This window comes from Paenibacillus sp. P36 (assembly GCF_045866505.1).
GTDB lineage: Bacteria > Bacillota > Bacilli > Paenibacillales > NBRC-103111 > Paenibacillus_E > Paenibacillus_E chondroitinus.
Genome location: NZ_AP038372.1, coordinates 5,535,980 through 5,552,837, shown reverse-complemented (window position 1 = coordinate 5,552,837; position 16,858 = coordinate 5,535,980). Strand labels below are relative to the sequence as shown.

The following is a 16,858-nucleotide window of genomic DNA, read 5'->3' as shown; positions in this document are numbered from 1 at the left end:
GGTCATCATGACAGCAAATACACATGTGCACGCACACACCGGCAGTGTCAGAAAACAGCGATACACCGGAAACAAACGTACATGGACGCCGACGAAAGTGGTCTCCACCGTGCTTTTAATTCTTTCTACGATTGTGTTCATTTTTCCCTTCTATTGGATCATGACCGGTGCCTTCAAAATTCAGACGGTCGCCACAGCGATACCTCCTGAATGGTTCCCGCTTCAACCGACGCTCAGCAATTGGCTCGAATTGTTTAAGAACCCGATTTGGCGTTGGACGCTGAACAGTTTCATTATCTCTATCGTGGAAATGATTGCGGTTTGCCTCGTTTCTTCGACGGCCGGCTATGTGCTTGCGAAGAAGCTTTTCCCAGGACGCAGAATTATTTTTACGATGTTCATCGCGGCGATGGCGCTGCCGAAGCAGGTTATTCTTGTTCCGCTTTTTACGATGTTGGCGGATTTTGGTTGGGTTAATACGTATTATGGGCTTATTTTGCCGGCGATCGGCTGGCCATTCGGTGTGTTCCTAATGAAGCAGTTCGCTCAGACCATTCCAGGGGAATTGATGGAAGCGGCCAAGATGGACGGTTGCTCGGAGATCCGCTTGTTCTCCACGATTATTTTACCTTTGCTCAAACCCGCACTTGGTGCGCTTGCCATCTTCACGTTTATCGCATCCTGGAACGATTATTTCAGTCAGCTCATTATGATCCGCTCGACGACGATGATGACATTGCCGTTAGGTGTGTCTATGATGACGACGCAGAGTGAGTTTATGACGAATTACGGTGTACTTATGGCCGGAGCTGCACTCGCCTCCGTTCCTATGATTGCCATTTTCCTGGTGTTCCAAAAAGCATTCACACAGGGTATTACAATGGGTGCCGTAAAAGGATAAATAAAAGCATGGGATAGAAAGTCGAAATTCCTACAAAGCCGGAGGTAAATGCAGCATGAAATCCTACAATTTAGATCGATTTAAAGGGATTATAATTGCGATGTATTCTTGTTACGATGTTTCGGGTGAAATTGATTTGGCAGCAGCTCGCCGTTTGGCTAGGTATTACGCTGATTCAGGCGTCAAAGGTTTGTATGTCGGCGGTAGTTCCGGTGAAGGTATGCTGCAATCTGTGATTGAACGCAAACTGATGCTGGAAGCCGTTGTCAGCGAAGTCGGCGATGAATTGACAATTATCGCGCACGTCGGTGCACCTGCTACGCGTGATAGCGTGGAGCTTGCCCTTCATGCGGAGAAAATTGGAGCGCACGCGGTTTCCGCTGTTCCGGCCATTTATTACCGATTGTCGGCGTCAAGTGTAGAGGCACATTGGCAGGCGATCATCGACAGTACGCATCTGCCTTTTATCATCTATCATATCCCGCAAACGACGGGCTTTCAGCTATCCGTAGGCCTTCTGTCCAAAATGGCGGCTCAAGAAAAAGTCATCGGCGTCAAAATCTCCGCAGAGAGCACATTCGAGCTGCAGCAGTTCAAAGCGGCCGGTGGCGAAGATTTCCTCGTTCTCAACGGGCCGGATGAACAATATTTGGCCGGTAGAAGCATTGGCGCGGATGGTGGAATTGGCGGTACATACGGTGTGATGCCGGAGCTTTTCCTCCACATTGAAAATTGTTATGCGCAAGGAAAGATGGCGGAGGCATTGAAATGGCAGTTTATTGTGAATGCACTGATCGTGGAGTTATTGTCATTCCCATCCTTGTATGGCGCCTGCAAAGCGATCTTGAAGCTGCGTGGCTATGACACAGGTGAGCCGAGAATGCCGCTGCTGCCGGTTGGGGAAACGGATCTGCCTCGTATTCATGCGTTAAATGAGCGAATTCTAGATTTTGCTGCGCAAGTGAAAGGAGAAGGGCTGTGACACAGAGATCAGGTGAGCTGTTCCCTGCAAAAGGCTTGATCGTATCTTGCCAGGCGCTGCCACATGAACCGCTGCGGGGCGGAGATACGATGGCCAAAATGGCCAGAGCTGCTGTGGAAGCAGGCGCAGTCGGCATCCGGACGAATGGCGTGTTTGACATTTTGGCCATTAAGCAGGAAGTGTCTGTGCCGGTTATTGGCCTTATCAAACGCGATATCGCCGGCTCGGACATCTTCATTACGCCAACGATAAATGAAGTGCAAGCGATTGTCTTGGCCGGTGCGGACGTCGTGGCGCTTGATGTGACGGATCGCGAGGGCCGTCTGGAAGCCGTGAAACCATTGATTGCTCTAGCCCGCAAGATGGGCGCAGCGGTCATGGCGGATATCTCGACGCTGGAAGAGGGGATTGCTGCAGAGCGACTTGGTGTGGATTTCATCGGCACCACGCTTTCGGGGTATACCTCTTACAGCCGGCAGTCGGAAGAACCGGATTTTGAGCTGCTGCAGCAGCTAAGCGAGGCGGTCAAGATCCCGGTTGTCGCAGAAGGGCGGATCTGGACGCCGGAAGAGGCGGCGAAAGCACTGGAATGCGGTGCGGCTAACGTCGTTGTCGGCAGCGCGATTACCCGGCCGCAACTGATTACGGCTCGATACATCAAGGCGATGAGCCGAGGATAGGGCAGGGGGAGAATTGATGGAAACAATCCTATTTGATTCCCATTCGGATTATGCAATTGGCGTTGATATCGGCGGTACGAAAATGAATGCAGGCGTGGTCAGCTCAAGTGGCGAGGTCTTGTTTACGGTCAGTCTGCCTACGCTAGCTGGGGAAGTTAACACTAGGGACCGTGTTACGCAGACGATTCAGAGCTTGCTCACCGAGGTTGAGGCTGTCAAACCTGGCTGCCGATATAAAGGAATCGGTGTTGGCAGCGCAGGGCAAATTGACTGGTCCGCTGGGCAAGTTCGCTCCGCCTCGGAGCTGCTCCCGGGCTACGCCGGGACACCGCTGAAGGTGCTGCTGCAGGCACAGTTTCAGCTGCCCGTCACGGTGGATAATGACGTCAATGTCCTGGCTTTGACGGAGAAACACCTTGGCGCAGGCAGAGGCGTTCGTCATTTCCTGTGCGTGGCACTTGGGACAGGAGTCGGCGGCGCCGTTGTCGTTGATGGCCATCTTGTGCATGGCTGCTGGGGCGCAGGCGGGGAATTAGGCCATCTCTCGGTGGATTGGAACGGAGCGCCTTGTTTATGCGGGGGCAGAGGCTGTTTAGAGCAATATGCGTCAGGCACGAATATTGCTAGCAGAATGATGCAGAAGCTAGTTGCAGTAGGTGAGGCTCCGGTTGCTATGGATTCGCGAGAGGTTTTCTCTCGCTGGCAGTCTGGCGACCTTGTGGCTGCGGAAGTCATGGCGGAAACGATTGCAGCCCTGGGCTCGGCGCTGGCGTCGCTTGTTCATATCTTTAATCCGGAGTTGATCATAATTGGCGGAGGCGTTGCTGAAGCTGGCGATGGTTTCCTGGATGAGATAAGGAAAGAGGTGGCTGCTAGAACCATGCCGTCCATGCATGATGGCGTCAGGATTGAGAAGGCTTATCGTGGGAACTGGAGCGGGATGATTGGGGCTGCTTTGCAGGTGTGGGAGTATGCTGATCCTGCGATTTGATAGGATTGAATGCCGTAAATTATTTAGTGCTCCAGATAAAATAGATGGAAATGCTAACGCTAATTTGTGCTGTTCCGTGGCTGGAAATGGTTTAGCGGTAGACACTCCATCTAAATCGTCGATAGCTTTGCCAAAGCTGCTACTTTCAGCTCAAACAACGGGAGTTACTCCCGTTGTTTGAGCATAATTGGCTTTCTCGTGCTGAATAGCTGTAAGAATCGGCGTTAAAGACATCCGATTAAGAACTGCGATCCAAGACGGTCTCTTTGCGTTACCTAATTACCGTAAAAATCAACTTCCGTAATGGAGTTCCACCCGTTGCCCGATGAATTGCCGTGACCGACGATGCGGACGTAGCGACCCGCCGTATCCGTGAAGTCATAGGTCACTTGCGATAGGGTTGTGGTGCTGATTTTATTCGTTAGCAGCGGGGTCCAATTCGTATTGTCAGATGAAATCTGGACATCAAAGGTTGTCGTGCGAATGTCGCCTTGATGGAAGGCGATCGAAGCATAGGCGACGGTTTTGCTGGCGCCCAAATCGTATTTAATCCATTGACCGTCACCCTGAGAGGACCAGCGTGTGCTTAGGTTGTTGTCCAGCGTATTCGTGGCGACATTCCCGTCATTACCGCTATCGCTAACGGTTGAAACCGTCAGGAGGGATGGCGTTGGCGTCCCGCCCGTGCAGGATGTGTAAGTTGTAACGCCGGACGTATACATGTTCCCAGCAGGCGTGCGGGTATTATTGCAGGCTTTTGCAGAACCGCCATTCACCAGCACGACATTAGGAGTAGCATTATCCAAATTGGCTGTATTGTTGTAAAAGTCATTGTTATAACCCCAACCTGGTGAACGTTCATGCACCTGGAAGGCGTCGACGATAATGGCGTTGCCATTGCGGTTCACGATGTTATTGCGAATGATGGAATTATTGCCTTTGACATCCATGAAGCTATCGGCCGCATTGGCACCGCTGATGCCTGTGCCGTTAAAAGTGCTGTTCTCTACGATGGTGCCCGTCGTGCCTTCTTTGATGTCAACGGATTCCGCTGTTACGTTCGGCCCAATCGTTACATTCGTAATGCGATTGTTATCCGCTTCCTTGACGTATGTTTCCCATTTACCGACGTCAGATCCCACATAAAGACCTTCGCCATAATCGGCGGTGACTTGTCCGGTATCATGCACGCTGGAGTTTTTAATGACGTTGTTGGAGCTTCCGTCGCGGTAATGAACGCCTTCTTCGCCGATATTATACACTTCGACGCCATCAATCAGGCCGTAGTTGGCATTGTCAATCATAATGCCTTTTTTGGCGTTAGTAATCTTCAAGTTTTTCACTTGGGTGTAATCACCAGTCAGATAAAGCGTGTAGCCACTGGAAGTTCCTCCGCCATTCAAAATAGCTTTGTTGGTGGCGCTGGCGCTTTCAATGGTGATCGGATTCGCTGCCGTGCCGTTTACACCTGACACAAAGTTGCCTGTGTAAGTGCCTGCGGCAAGAACGATTCTGTCGCCGGGGGCGGCATTCGCCAGTGCGGTTGTCAGGCACGAAGCTGAACTGCAGTTAACGGTTGCCGCTCCAGCTTGCGCCGGCAGTGCAAACGCAGCTGCTAGCGTCGAAACAAGCAGCAGTTGGGTGGATTTCCTCCTGAAAACGTTGGATAGGCTGGCTGTCCTCATTACAAAATAAGTCATTACCTCATACCGCCTTTCGCTTATATGTAATCGCTTACAATAATGAAAATAACATATCATCCTGAATTATTCAAACATTTTCGTACATAAACAATAAAAATAGAACATTTCGCTACGGTATAAGGGTAGGTTGGCGGGAAATAGCTATCAAAAAAGAGGCCCTAGGGCCTCTTTTCGATGTTAAGCATGTGCGGCTTGCTTTATCTCTAGTCTGGTCGTAGTTAAATATGTAAGCTCCGGCGTCGCAAACCTTTCCGCTAACTGCCGAAGGCGCATATAAATGGTTCTTAAAAGTACGCAATCCATCTGAGTAATCAGACACCGATTTGCGATGAAATCGTCCATGCTGACTTTGATCAGGTCGTCACTGCTGCGTAGATCGGTGACCTTTTGTTTGGTAGGATGGCCGAGGTGAGCGACATATTGCGTTTGGAGCATGGCCTTTTGAAACAAGTCGACACAACGTTTGGATACGTGTACCTGTCTTTTGGCCCCGAAGGCGTCCGTGACAGTAAGCAATTGCTTCTTGGTGTCTAATGAGCTCTTTTTTAAATAAACGATTTCGTGGGCCTCAATGCCCTCGACCAACAGGCGAATAATGATAGCGTCCTGCGGATTTGTACAGCCAACCTCAATGTGTTCGATTTTCTCAAGTGTAAGAATACGAAATCAACTTCCCTTCCCAAGTAAAAATGATTTTCTGTAAAAGTTTCATGCGGCTTTCAGTAATAAGCAACTATATAAACTATGCAGGGGCAGGGAAGCTTTATGCCGGATTACAAAAAAAATAAATATTCAGAAAATAAGCAGGGAATGTCGACTGCATGAAGAATTGGGTTGTTAACTTTGTGAATAAAGTTGTGAGGGGGTTGTCATTGTGGCGAATGAAGAAGCGGATTTAAAAAAGGTATTAGGGTTAAGGGACGCAATTGGCATTGCAATTGGTCAAATCATTGGTGCAGGCATTATGTCTATTACCGGGATCGCCATTGGCTTAACCGGGACGGGGGTGCCGCTTGCTTTCCTGCTTTCCTCGATTTTTATGCTTATTATTACGATTCCACTTGCGGTACTAGGATCTGTTCTGCCAACAACAGGAGGTATGTACACGTACACAAGCCGACTGCTGTCTCCGAATGCAGGGTTTGTTTATCTGCTTTTATTCACTTTCGGCCATTTGACGATAGCGGTGTATGCCATCTCATTTGCTCAATATTTACAAGGACTTATGCCAGAGGCGCCAATTATGCTGGTTGCCTTCATTATTCTCACGTTTTTCTATCTGATTAATTTGTTCGGCGTGAAATTCATGTCATCTTTGGGCAAATTGCTGGTTGTAATCAAGCTGGTTTCGCTGCTTGTTTTCATTGTGTGGGGAGTGACGGAAGTCGATTACTCGGTGTTTCATCCGAAGGAGATGATGCCAGGTGGCTGGACGGGGTTGCTAACGGCTGTAGGGATGACCTCCTTCGCTTCCGGCGGCGCTTATGCGGTTGTTGAAATGGGAGGGGAGATGAAACGCCCTCATCGGGATATTCCGCTTGCCATACTGATTAGCAGTGGTATCGTTGCTCTGTTGTACATTGGCATTGGCATTGTGGCGACTGGTGTTTTGCCGGTTAGCGAGGTTGCGGGAGAGTCGCTTGCTGATGTGGCCAGAACCATATTGCCCCATCCGTTGTTTTTGTTTTTTATCGTTGGGGGAGCCATGTTCGCGCTAGCTTCAACCCTGAATGTGACCTTCTCTTGGGTGACGAGAGGAATGCTGGTTGCGTGCCGGGACGGTTGGCTTCCTGCCGCATTCGGCGCCGTCAATCGCAGATTCGGCACGCCGCACTGGCTGCTGACGTTCTACTATTTACTCGGCGTCATACCGATCGTGACGGGCGTATCCTTAACGACGATTTCTCAGCTTGGTGTCGGCATATTGCTTTTTTCCAGCATTTTTCCTGTCCTCTCGGCACTTCAACTGCCACGCAAACATCCGGAGCTTTACCGGAAAGCTCCCTTCACCATGAAACCAGCCTTGCTATATATCATTGTCTCCATAGCTGTTATTTTACTAGTGTACCAGGGTTATTTACTGCTAAGCCGGTTGTCAACGCCATTAATTATTGGGAATGTCCTGCTGTTCATCGCTTCGATCCTTTATGTGAAAATGGTTGGCAGACGAAAAGATGATCGCTTAGAAATTAATTTAACGCAATAATCGCTTTTAATTCTTTGGCAAATTCTCTGGAGGCGATGGATTGATGCCGATTTCTTAATCTTATGGAGCAGAAGGTGACATCCATGTCTTCTCCGGTGATTTCCAGGGCAATCGTGTTGCCTGTAAGAATGTAGGGGTCATATTTCAAACCGAGTTCGGTATAAAAGCCAATCGCAATACCCTCGGCGATCACGCGCTTCGCTGCTTCCGAGTTTCCGAGTTTGAATAAAATGTTCGGTTCCCCGTATTTTCGGAGCTTTTCAATTAAGTGTTCAGAATTGAGCAGAATTGGTTGATTCGCCAGTTCTTCAATGGAAATGCTTGTCCGATGAGCGAATGGTGAATTTTTGCCTACACACGCCATGACTCGGTTATCCATCAGCTTTTCCACCGTTAATTGTTTATTGTTCTCTTCGTGTTCTTTGGACAAAGCGATTAACCCCATGTCAACGTTGCCGGAAAGAACCTCTTGTTTGATCTGCTGGTAATCAAGTTCAAGCATCTCTAACTCAACCTCAGGGTGTTTTTCTTTAAAAACCGCTAACGCTCCTGGGAGAACGCTTAAGCATAGGCTGGGTATGGACGCAATGGAGAGGAGCCCGGAGAGTTCCTTGTCATGATGACTGACAGACTCCCGAAGCTCCTCTACTTTGCTAATGATTTCTTCTGCTTTACTGATGATTAGCTTGCCTTCTACGGTAGGTGCAGCACCAAAACGGGATCGATTAAAAAGTTTCACGCCAAGTTCCTCCTCTAAAGAGACGATGGCTTGTGAAATATTAGGTTGGGAAACATGCAGCTTCTCAGCTGCAAGCGAAATAGATCCTGTTTGATTGATTTCAATCATATACAGCAGTTGTTCGATACGCATAATTCACCCTGCCCCTGTAGGATATCTTGGTGTAAATATATCCCATACATCAAGGGAAGGCAATGATAATGAAGGCCTATTTTAATAAGAAGGAAGTTCTGCGCTTACTTTACTGTTTTCGCGGATTTGCGCGTTAAACACGAAGCGGGAAAGCACGACGCTGATTTCATATAAAGCAAATAAGGGCATGGCAACCATCAGATGTGAAATAAGATCAGGCGGTGAAATGAGGCTGGCCGTAATGACGAGAACGAGATAGGCGTACCGGCGAAATTTGTGCAGCAGCTTCGGATTGAGCAGCTTAATTCGTGTCAGGAACATCACGACGATCGGCAATTCGAACGCAATGGATAAAGGGAGCACAATATTCAGCATAAAGCCGAAATATTGAGCGACGCCATAGGTTTGAGTTAAACCAAGGTTTTCCGTGATGCGCACGGTGAATGTCATACACATTGGGAAAACGACGAAGTAAGCAAAGGAAAGGCCGATGATAAAGCAGAGAAAGGTATAAGGAATATAGCGAAGGGTTGCGCTTTGTTCTTCCTTCGTAAGACCTTCTTTCACGAAGCCCCATAATTGAAAAAGGATGAAAGGTAGCGTAATCGTAAGCGAAATGACGAAAGCGATCATCATATAGATGCGAATGCCGTCCATAGGAGAGAACACATGCCAACTCATCGTAGATGCCGGTGGTGTCTCTTTAAAGTAAAGGAGAATTTTCTGTGCTGCGAAAAAGCCGCCAATCATAGTAAGAACCAGCACGACCAAAATTCGAATGATGCGGGTTCGGAGTTCGGATAAATGGTCAACTAATGACATCATTTCTTTTAGTTGCATAGATGGCGCCTCCAACTCTCAGTTTACCTTACGAACCTGCCAGCATGCGCTTGAGCTCAAGGGTGTGGAAGCCGTCCGACATTTTCGTATGAATGTCCATAATCATCTGAATATCCTCGAACGAATATTTGCGAACGCCGCCTTTGCTCCTCTCCGGAAAAATAAGCTTCCGATCCTCGTAGTAGCGAATTTGCCTTTCTGATAATCCGGTTAATTCACTGACCACTCCGATTTGTATTACTTTCTTTTGCGTCATCTTCGTTATCATCGTTATCCAACCTCCAATTATGTAAGTTAAACTAACATGTAAGTGACGTAAACATAAGTAAACTCTATCATTTCAGCAAAAACAGATCAAATAATCCCTTTTTATCCTAGTATAAGTTTAATTTATGTAATGTTATCTTACATAAACTAATGACGAAACCATTTCCCGTTGGTATGTTTAAGGTGCGGTTTATCCAAACACGAACGAGGAGATGGGAGCATGGAGAAGACACCGATCAAAGAAGATCAAATTACACGTAGACAATTTTTGACCACAGTCGGAAAAGTAGGAGGGTCAGCCGCACTTTTCAGTGTAATGGGTACATTAGGTTTGTTATCCCCAGAGACAATGAAAGCAGCCGACTATACGCCTCCTTCAGGCTGGGATCTCACATCTACCAATCGCAATGGTAAGAAAGTCATCATTTTAGGCGGAGGGATTGCAGGTTTAACAGCTGCCTATGAACTAGGGAATGCGGGGTATCAATGCACCATTCTAGAAGCTAGAGCTCGTGCGGGTGGTAGAGCATGGTCGGTTCGCAGAGGAACGTCGGTCACGGAAATTGGCGGTACCAAGCAAGTGGCCCGCTTTGATAACGGGATGTATTTTAACGCAGGACCAATGCGGATTCCACAGTTTCATGTAACTTTGGATTATGCCCGTAAATTTGGCGTAGCGATCGAGCCGTTTAACAATGTGAACGAAAGTGGTTACTATTACAATGAAAATGTTGGCGAATTATCGGGTGTGAAAATTCCGAAGCGCCAGGCCAAAGCGGATGTAAGAGGGTATGTTGCCGAAATGTTGGCGAAAGCAGTGAATCAGAAGGCGCTGGATCTTCCTCTAACAACAGAAGAGAAAGCGAAGCTCGTCGCATACTTGAAATCCGAGGGAGATCTTAATGCGGATCTGTTCTACAAAGGCTCGGAGCGGGCCGGCTACACCGAGGAACCGGGCGGTAAATTCGACTCCGGCGTTCGGAAAGACCCTTTTAGCTTAAAGGCCATCATTAATTCCGGTTTTGGGCAATTTTTTAGCAGTGAATATTCCTATGACCAACAAATGATGATGTTCCACCCGGTTGGCGGGATGGATATGATTGCCAAAGCTTTCGAGAAGCGTGTAAGCGACAAAATTGTCTTCCATTCCGAAGTGCAAGAAATTAAACAATCGTCTGACGGCGTAACCATTCTGTACAAGGATTTGAACACGGGTGCCGGTAAAGAGATTTCAGGAGACTACTGTATCTGTACCATTCCGCTTCCTGTTCTCACTGATATTAAGGCTGATTTCTCCGCTGAAATGAGGACGGCGATTTCCAAGATTGCTTACGCATCTGCTGGTAAAATCGGTCTTCAATTCAAACGCCGCTTCTGGGAGGAAGATGAATTCATCTACGGCGGAAGTACATTGACGAATATGGATATTTCCAGCATTTATTACCCGCCTACCGACTATTTTGCGAAAAAAGGGCTTCTGCTCGGTTACTACGCCTTCGGCGGAAATGCGGATAAACTCGGCAAAATGACGCCGGCCCAGCGCGAAGATTATGCATTAAGCCAAGGCGCCAAAATCCATCCGCAATATTATAAAGAGTTTGAAGCTTCGTTCTCCATCGACTGGAAGAAGATCAAGTATAATCTGGGCGGATGGGCGTCCTATACGGCGGATGACCGTAAAAACTACTATCCGACGTTATGTAAGCCGGACGGCCGCATTTATTTGGCGGGAGAGCACATCAGCTATATTACCGCTTGGCAAGCAGGGGCTATCGAATCTGCAAGAAAAGTGGTCACCGAGATTCATGAGCGCGTCATGAAAGAGTAGACAAAGAGGAGCGATGAACGATGATCTTAACTAAAAAAGTGAAAACCATAGCAGCTGCCACCATAGGTTCATGCCTCATTTGTGTTAGCGCTTATGCAGCAGGAGCTGAGAAGACAAATAAATATGCAGCGGAGCCTATTAATGAAGTCGAGTTCTACGGTAATCCGAGCTCATCGATTTCTGCGGGCGTATCCGTCCCGGCCGGCTCTTCCTATTTGTTTACAAGCGGTACCGTGCCGCCGGTTATTAATAAGGATGGCAAAACCGTTTATGAGCGTTATGGAGATACCAAAACGCAAGGTATCGGAATTTTGAAGGAAATTGAAAAGCAATTGAAGGAGAAAGGCTTGACGCTTGCCGATGTCGCTTATCTGCGAGTCTATGTGACAGCTGATGCCGCCAAAGAGAACAAGTTTGACTATCAAGGTTGGTTTGATGCTTATGCTCAATTCTTCGGCACGGAAGCCAATCCTGTGAAACCGGCGCGTTCCACAGTAGGCGTGGCAGGCCTTGTCAGCTCTGACTGGTTGATCGAAATCGAAGCGGTAGCGGTATATCCGAAACATCATAACCAAGACTAATGAAACGGAGTTGATGATCTATGCTGCAAAATATTGGGTTTCCAGGTCTTATGTTAATCTTAGTTGTTGTGCTGGTGCTATTCGGGCCTTCCAAGCTTCCGGAGCTTGGGCGCGCTGTTGGACGTACGCTGCATGAGTTTAAGAGTTCGGCGAGGGAGCTTGTTTCCGAAGGCAAAGAAACAGCTGATCACATCGAGAAGGATGATAAACTGTTAGATAAAGCAAAGGCTTAACTTCACGACGTGAATAAAAGAAACCTGTACCTGCGATCCTCCTCATTTGGGAGGGAGCAAGTGCAGGTTTTTTTGCCTATAAAAAACACTGGCAAACCTAGGTTTTACACAATTGCAGGAAGGCTGGATGTGATATAGTGTGCTCACGCAAAAGGCTGCCATTTCATTCCATCAGTTGGAGGGATCGCGATTGAAGCTAAGCACGAATGTTGATGTGAGAAAAGAACCGTTTCACCTGAACCATTACAAGGTCAGTCGAAAGCCCGCGTGGGAGATTTACCATGCTCATCCTTGTATGGAGTTTCTGTATGTCTACGAGGGATACGGCCGTGTCGAGGTGAATAAACAGGTTTTCCCTGTTGAACCTGGCACGCTGCTGGTGTTTCAGCCATTTCAATTGCATCGGCTTCAAATTAAGGGGCCGTTCGTTCGCTCCATCCTCATGTTTGATCCCTATAAGCTGGATGCAGCGCTGCTCGCTTTCAGCGGAATGCGCCAGTGGTTCAATATCCTCTGGAAGCAGCCGTTACAATGTCAGGCCATTGGGGAGCAGCAGCATGTGGCAGCTTTATTTGAGCGACTCCACGAGAAATTGGCGCGTACGCTCCTTCATAAACAGGAGGAAGAGTTCGTTTTATCGCTTTTAGCCATTCTTCAGGGGATTGAGCCTGTCAGGAAAAAGCTGTATAGCGGTCTTGAAGACAAGCTCAGACCACGTTATTCGCATACCGCCATACAGATGATCGAATGGATTGAACTTCACTATAAAGAGAAATTCGATTTAAATCGGATGTCCGAGGATTTGCACTTATCCACCTATTATTTGTCTCATACTTTTCGGCAGTCTACGGGCAGTTCCATTACAGAATTTATCGTGGCACGCAGGCTAAAAGAGGCTTGTTTGCTGCTCGAAACGACGAATAAAACGGCCGGTTTCATTGCGCAGGAGGTCGGCTTTCTGAATGGGTCTTATTTCTGCCGAGTATTTAAAACAGTGCTGGGGATCACTCCGAAGACCTACCGTCTGCAGCTTTAGAAATACCGCAACACAGTGCAACTTCTAGACAATAAATGGACACATGCTGGGCTGGCAATCTTTTATACTTTCATATGTAAGCGTTGCCAAGTTGATAGGAATGTGTGGAAAAGAGGAGCGTGTGAACCTGTCTGCTGCTAATCTACCGCTGGTCATCTGGGCAATGAGGAGAAGATTTGAACATTTAGGAGGAATGGTGTAATGGTTACAATCGTTCGCAAACATGCAGGGAAGACTTGGGCTGCGGTTCTGCTCTCATCTTGGATGCTGATGGCGCTGCCATCGTTCGCAAGTGCTGCAACGTCGACGCTCGCTCCGTCTGATGACGCTTACGTTCATCAAAGTAACGGAGATTCCAATTATGGGACAGCGACTTCCTTGTATGTCAAAAATGATGCAAGCGCATCTCGCTACTCGTATCTCAAATTTGATCTAAGCGGTCTGAGCGGTGTAACAAGCGCCAAATTGCGCGTGTACGGAAGCGCGTCGGCAGCAACGGTTTTATCTGCTTATCAAACGGCTGACAGTTGGACGCAGACGGCGCTGACCTGGAACAACAAACCTGCAATTGGCAGTTCGGCTGGTAGTGTTTCAATCAATACGACAAATACGTATAACGAAATTGATGTGACCTCCTATGTGACTGCGCAAGCTGCAGGGGATGGCGTTGTTTCTTTTGCGCTCCAGGAAAGTGTTGGTAAGTACACAACCCTCAACAGCAGTGAAAACGCGGCGAATAAACCTCAGCTTGTTGTCGTTAGCGGCAGTGCCGGCGGGGGCGGAGATACGCAGGCGCCAACTGCGCCTTCAGGTTTGACAGGATCAGCGGCCTCCAGCTCGCAAATCAATTTAAGCTGGAATGCATCCACCGACAATGTAGGGGTTACGGGCTATGATGTGTACCGCAACGGCACATTCCTGAAAAACGTAAGCGGCACCTCGACTAGCGATACCGGTTTATCGGCTTCGACGACATACAGCTATTATGTCAAAGCGAAAGACGCCGCAGGCAATGCCTCCGCGCAGAGCAGCACGATCAACGCGACAACGAGTGCAGGGTCACCGCCGACGGGGTGCACAAATGCGCTGAACACAACAGCTGCCATCCAGGATGCCATGCTGAATGCGTCAGCAGGCAGTGTCATCTCTATTGCTCCGGGCACTTACGTCGGCAACCGATCGACAAGTGGCGATCCAGGTGGTCAAGGGTTATTCTACTCAGGTAAAAGCGGGACATCTGCCAATCCGATTATCTTGAAAAGCTGTGATGCTGCAAACCCTGCAATCCTCAAAGGCGTGAATGTGAACGATGGTTCCTATGGCATTCACCTGACAGGTGATTACTGGCAAATTCGGGATATTGAGATCACCAATGCCCAAAAAGGAATCATCATTGACAATGGAAACCGCAATCTGCTTAACAATGTTGAAGTTCATTATGTGGGAGACGAAGGTGTGCATTTCCGTGACGGCAGCTCGAACAACACGCTGGAGTATTCTTTGATCTATGATACCGGCAAATACCAAGCGGGTTATGGTGAAGGAGCCTATGTAGGTTCGGATTCCAGTTCCGATTATGAGCATGTTGTGACAGGGAATGTGATCTCGCACACGAATTTTGACGGCGGGATTACCGCTGAGCATATTGATGTAAAAGAAGGAGCTACCGGTACGATTATTGAGTACTGTACGTTCAACGGGACTGGTATAAGCGGAGCGAACAGTGCAGATAGTTTTATCGATATCAAAGGTGTAAATACAATCGTACGCTATAATCAAGGGTACAGAAACGGTAATGCCAACGTGTTGGATGCGTTCCAAGTTCGTACCCATGGCACGGAGTATGCGACAGGTACGAATAATGCTTTTAACAATAACACGGTAAATTTAGATAGCTCAACAGGCTATGTAGTTTATGCGACAAGCGCTGCTACGGGGACGACGGCTCAGAATGACACCCGGACGGGCGGAGGTAACTTGTATAACTCCAATGTGAATAAATGATGGTGAAGTAGGAGAAGTCCCAGTTGTGGGGCTTCTTTTTGTTTGAGGGGAAGAGGGATTAAAATGCCTGCGTTATGGGCATGCAAGAGAATAATTGCTTTTGCTGAATCACTTTTGTATATCGACATTGCGAGGTTTGTGTGGGATTATGTAGGGTAGTGATTGCTAGATGAGGGGCGGTGGCGGCGATGGGGATTACACATGGAATCGCACTGGTGACAGGTGCATCCAGCGGTTTCGGCTTGTTAACGTCAATTACGCTGGCTCAAAAAGGGTACCATGTGATCGCGACGATGAGGGACTTGAGCAGGAGTGATTCTTTGCTGCTGCAAGCTGAAAAAGCAGGAGTATGCTCATCTATCGACACCTTGCGCTTAGATGTAACGATTCAGACATCGATTGAAGAGGCTGTTTCTGCTATCATGAAGAAGTATGGACGAATCGATGTGCTGATTAACAATGCCGGCTTCGCTGTTGGCGGCTATGTAGAAGATGTACCGATGGAAGCCTGGCGGTCCCAACTGGAAACAAATGTGTTTGGCGTCATAGCGACGACCAAGGCCGTTTTACCGATCATGCGCGCTAACCAATCAGGCTGTATCGTCAATGTGAGCAGTGTGAGCGGAATGTCGGCCTTTCCCGGGTACGCACCGTATAGCACATCCAAGTTCGCAATCGAGGGCTTTAGCGAATCCCTTCGTTTGGAAATGCTGCCGTTTGGCATTCGTGTACATTTGGTTGAACCGGGAGCCTACCGCACGGAGATTTGGCGAAAAGGTTTCGAGGCTATTCATACGACGGAAACATCGCCGTACTGGCAGCAGCTCGGCAAGGTGCTGGCGTATTCGCGGAAAGCGGCCATGACCGCACCCGATCCGCAGGAAGTTGCAGACGCAATCGCGCGGCTAGTGGACAAGCCGGGAGCGAAACTTCGTTATCCGCTTGGCCGCGGTGTGCAGATGGGGCTTTGGGCTAGGAGTTTTTTGCCATGGAAATGGTATGAAGGCCTCTTACATCGATTGTTGAAATAACAATGTCGGTGGTAGCGGTAGAGGTAGTGACAGTGATAGCAACAGTGACAGGGAGTCCAGAACGCAGAAGATCAAGGAGTGAAATGAATGTCTCGCAAGTGGGAACGAATGGTCAGTAAAAATGCTAAGAAAATCAATAAGGATAGGTCCAAAAGAGGGATTGCCCCTATTTCTACAGATCCTGATCGAGCTGAAGTATTTAAGGGCAGAAGCATTATGTTAGCTTTGTTTTTCGTTCTGATTTCCGTCTTTCTATTGTTGACTTTGACTAAAACGAGTGGGGACACCATGTATTGGTACACAACTTGCGCATACATGGTAGTAGGTTTGTTCGTTTATTTCATTCGCAGACCTTATCTGAAGGTGAGCAAGACGAGCTTGTCGAAGCGTGGGTTTGCCAGAGAGCTGGTACTGGGCGCGGATAACATTAACGAGATCGTGTATGCGCCAGGACAGGTGGTTATTCATCTGAAAGGCAAGTCCCCGCGCTGGGTATACAACAGAACGTTGAATCGTTTTGATGTTGCGGCCATGGCGGGCAGATTGAAGAAATTTGCTGAGCAGAATCAAGTTGCTTTTGTGGATAAAACGGTATAGGCATGAATGAAGCTGTCTTCGTGGGTCTGATGGACCTTTGGAGACGGCTTTTTTTGTTTGCCGTGCAGATGAGAGAGATAAGAGAGATAAAGGAACACCGGGGCGCT

Annotated in this window: 17 protein-coding genes; 13 read left to right on the top strand and 4 right to left on the bottom strand. The window is 48.1% G+C overall.

The annotated features are described in order from the left end of the window. Positions 1–7: 7 nt before the first annotated feature. Genes ACKTT9_RS25130 through ACKTT9_RS25115 form a run of 4 tightly spaced genes read left to right on the top strand, consistent with a single transcriptional unit; the run spans position 8 to position 3,554 of the window. Positions 8–901, top strand: a complete 894-nt coding sequence (locus tag ACKTT9_RS25130) for a carbohydrate ABC transporter permease (protein ID WP_407868037.1) — start codon at positions 8–10, stop codon at positions 899–901. A gap of 55 nt (positions 902–956) precedes the next feature. After that, on the top strand, positions 957–1,883 hold the full coding sequence (locus ACKTT9_RS25125; protein ID WP_407868036.1) for a dihydrodipicolinate synthase family protein: 927 nt from the start codon (positions 957–959) through the stop codon (positions 1,881–1,883). Further along, positions 1,880–2,563, top strand: coding sequence for an N-acetylmannosamine-6-phosphate 2-epimerase (locus ACKTT9_RS25120; RefSeq protein ID WP_407868035.1), 684 nt, complete (start codon positions 1,880–1,882; stop codon positions 2,561–2,563). Before ACKTT9_RS25125 ends, ACKTT9_RS25120 begins: the two co-directional genes overlap by 4 nt. Positions 2,564–2,579: 16 nt before the next feature. Then, positions 2,580–3,554 carry an ROK family protein gene (locus tag ACKTT9_RS25115; RefSeq protein ID WP_407868034.1) on the top strand — a complete coding sequence of 325 codons (975 nt, stop codon included), beginning with the start codon at positions 2,580–2,582 and terminating at the stop codon, positions 3,552–3,554. A 275-nt stretch (positions 3,555–3,829) separates the two neighbouring features. Here the strand turns inward: ACKTT9_RS25115 and ACKTT9_RS25110 are convergent, their stop codons facing one another. Further along, complete coding sequence (locus ACKTT9_RS25110) at positions 3,830–5,254, bottom strand: discoidin domain-containing protein (RefSeq protein ID WP_407868033.1); 1,425 nt, start codon at positions 5,252–5,254, stop codon at positions 3,830–3,832. Between the two features lie 411 nt (positions 5,255–5,665). On the opposite strand from ACKTT9_RS25110, the gene ACKTT9_RS25105 reads away from it, so the two are divergent. Both ACKTT9_RS25105 and ACKTT9_RS25100 read left to right on the top strand, forming a co-directional pair. Beyond that, on the top strand, positions 5,666–5,791 hold the full coding sequence (locus tag ACKTT9_RS25105) for a hypothetical protein (protein ID WP_407868032.1): 126 nt from the start codon (positions 5,666–5,668) through the stop codon (positions 5,789–5,791). A 340-nt stretch (positions 5,792–6,131) separates the two neighbouring features. Then, complete coding sequence (locus ACKTT9_RS25100; RefSeq protein ID WP_407868031.1) at positions 6,132–7,463, top strand: APC family permease; 1,332 nt, start codon at positions 6,132–6,134, stop codon at positions 7,461–7,463. On the opposite strand, the gene ACKTT9_RS25095 is transcribed toward ACKTT9_RS25100, so the two are convergent. The 3 genes from ACKTT9_RS25095 to ACKTT9_RS25085 all read right to left on the bottom strand — a co-directional run bounded on the left by ACKTT9_RS25095 (position 7,447) and on the right by ACKTT9_RS25085 (position 9,430). Beyond that, on the bottom strand, positions 7,447–8,334 hold the full coding sequence (locus tag ACKTT9_RS25095; protein WP_127450054.1) for a LysR family transcriptional regulator: 888 nt from the start codon (positions 8,332–8,334) through the stop codon (positions 7,447–7,449). The two genes, ACKTT9_RS25100 and ACKTT9_RS25095, sit on opposite strands and share 17 nt — an antisense overlap. 81 nt (positions 8,335–8,415) lie before the next feature. Beyond that, a complete protein-coding gene (gene tatC, locus ACKTT9_RS25090; RefSeq protein ID WP_407868030.1) occupies positions 8,416–9,174 on the bottom strand; it encodes a twin-arginine translocase subunit TatC in 759 nt (252 codons plus the stop codon). A gap of 28 nt (positions 9,175–9,202) precedes the next feature. After that, entirely contained in the window at positions 9,203–9,430 is a 228-nt protein-coding gene (locus ACKTT9_RS25085) for a MerR family transcriptional regulator (RefSeq protein WP_127450523.1), read from the bottom strand. Between the two features lie 231 nt (positions 9,431–9,661). On the opposite strand from ACKTT9_RS25085, the gene ACKTT9_RS25080 reads away from it, so the two are divergent. The 7 genes from ACKTT9_RS25080 (at position 9,662) to ACKTT9_RS25050 (ending at position 16,751) form a co-directional block, all read left to right on the top strand. Further along, the gene (locus ACKTT9_RS25080; RefSeq protein WP_407868029.1) at positions 9,662–11,269 is read left to right on the top strand and encodes a flavin monoamine oxidase family protein; all 1,608 of its coding nucleotides are present in this window, start codon (positions 9,662–9,664) and stop codon (positions 11,267–11,269) included. A 20-nt stretch (positions 11,270–11,289) separates the two neighbouring features. Further along, positions 11,290–11,850 carry a RidA family protein gene (locus ACKTT9_RS25075; protein WP_127450048.1) on the top strand — a complete coding sequence of 187 codons (561 nt, stop codon included), beginning with the start codon at positions 11,290–11,292 and terminating at the stop codon, positions 11,848–11,850. Between the two features lie 20 nt (positions 11,851–11,870). After that, positions 11,871–12,083, top strand: coding sequence for a twin-arginine translocase TatA/TatE family subunit (tatA, locus tag ACKTT9_RS25070; RefSeq protein WP_127450046.1), 213 nt, complete (start codon positions 11,871–11,873; stop codon positions 12,081–12,083). A 190-nt stretch (positions 12,084–12,273) separates the two neighbouring features. Next, entirely contained in the window at positions 12,274–13,119 is an 846-nt protein-coding gene (locus ACKTT9_RS25065; RefSeq protein ID WP_407868028.1) for an AraC family transcriptional regulator, read from the top strand. A 201-nt stretch (positions 13,120–13,320) separates the two neighbouring features. Next, a complete protein-coding gene (locus tag ACKTT9_RS25060) occupies positions 13,321–15,123 on the top strand; it encodes a DNRLRE domain-containing protein (protein ID WP_407868027.1) in 1,803 nt (600 codons plus the stop codon). Between the two features lie 188 nt (positions 15,124–15,311). Next, positions 15,312–16,154, top strand: a complete 843-nt coding sequence (locus ACKTT9_RS25055) for an SDR family oxidoreductase (RefSeq protein WP_407868026.1) — start codon at positions 15,312–15,314, stop codon at positions 16,152–16,154. A gap of 87 nt (positions 16,155–16,241) precedes the next feature. Continuing rightward, positions 16,242–16,751, top strand: coding sequence for a hypothetical protein (locus ACKTT9_RS25050; protein ID WP_127450038.1), 510 nt, complete (start codon positions 16,242–16,244; stop codon positions 16,749–16,751). Positions 16,752–16,858: the final 107 nt, after the last annotated feature.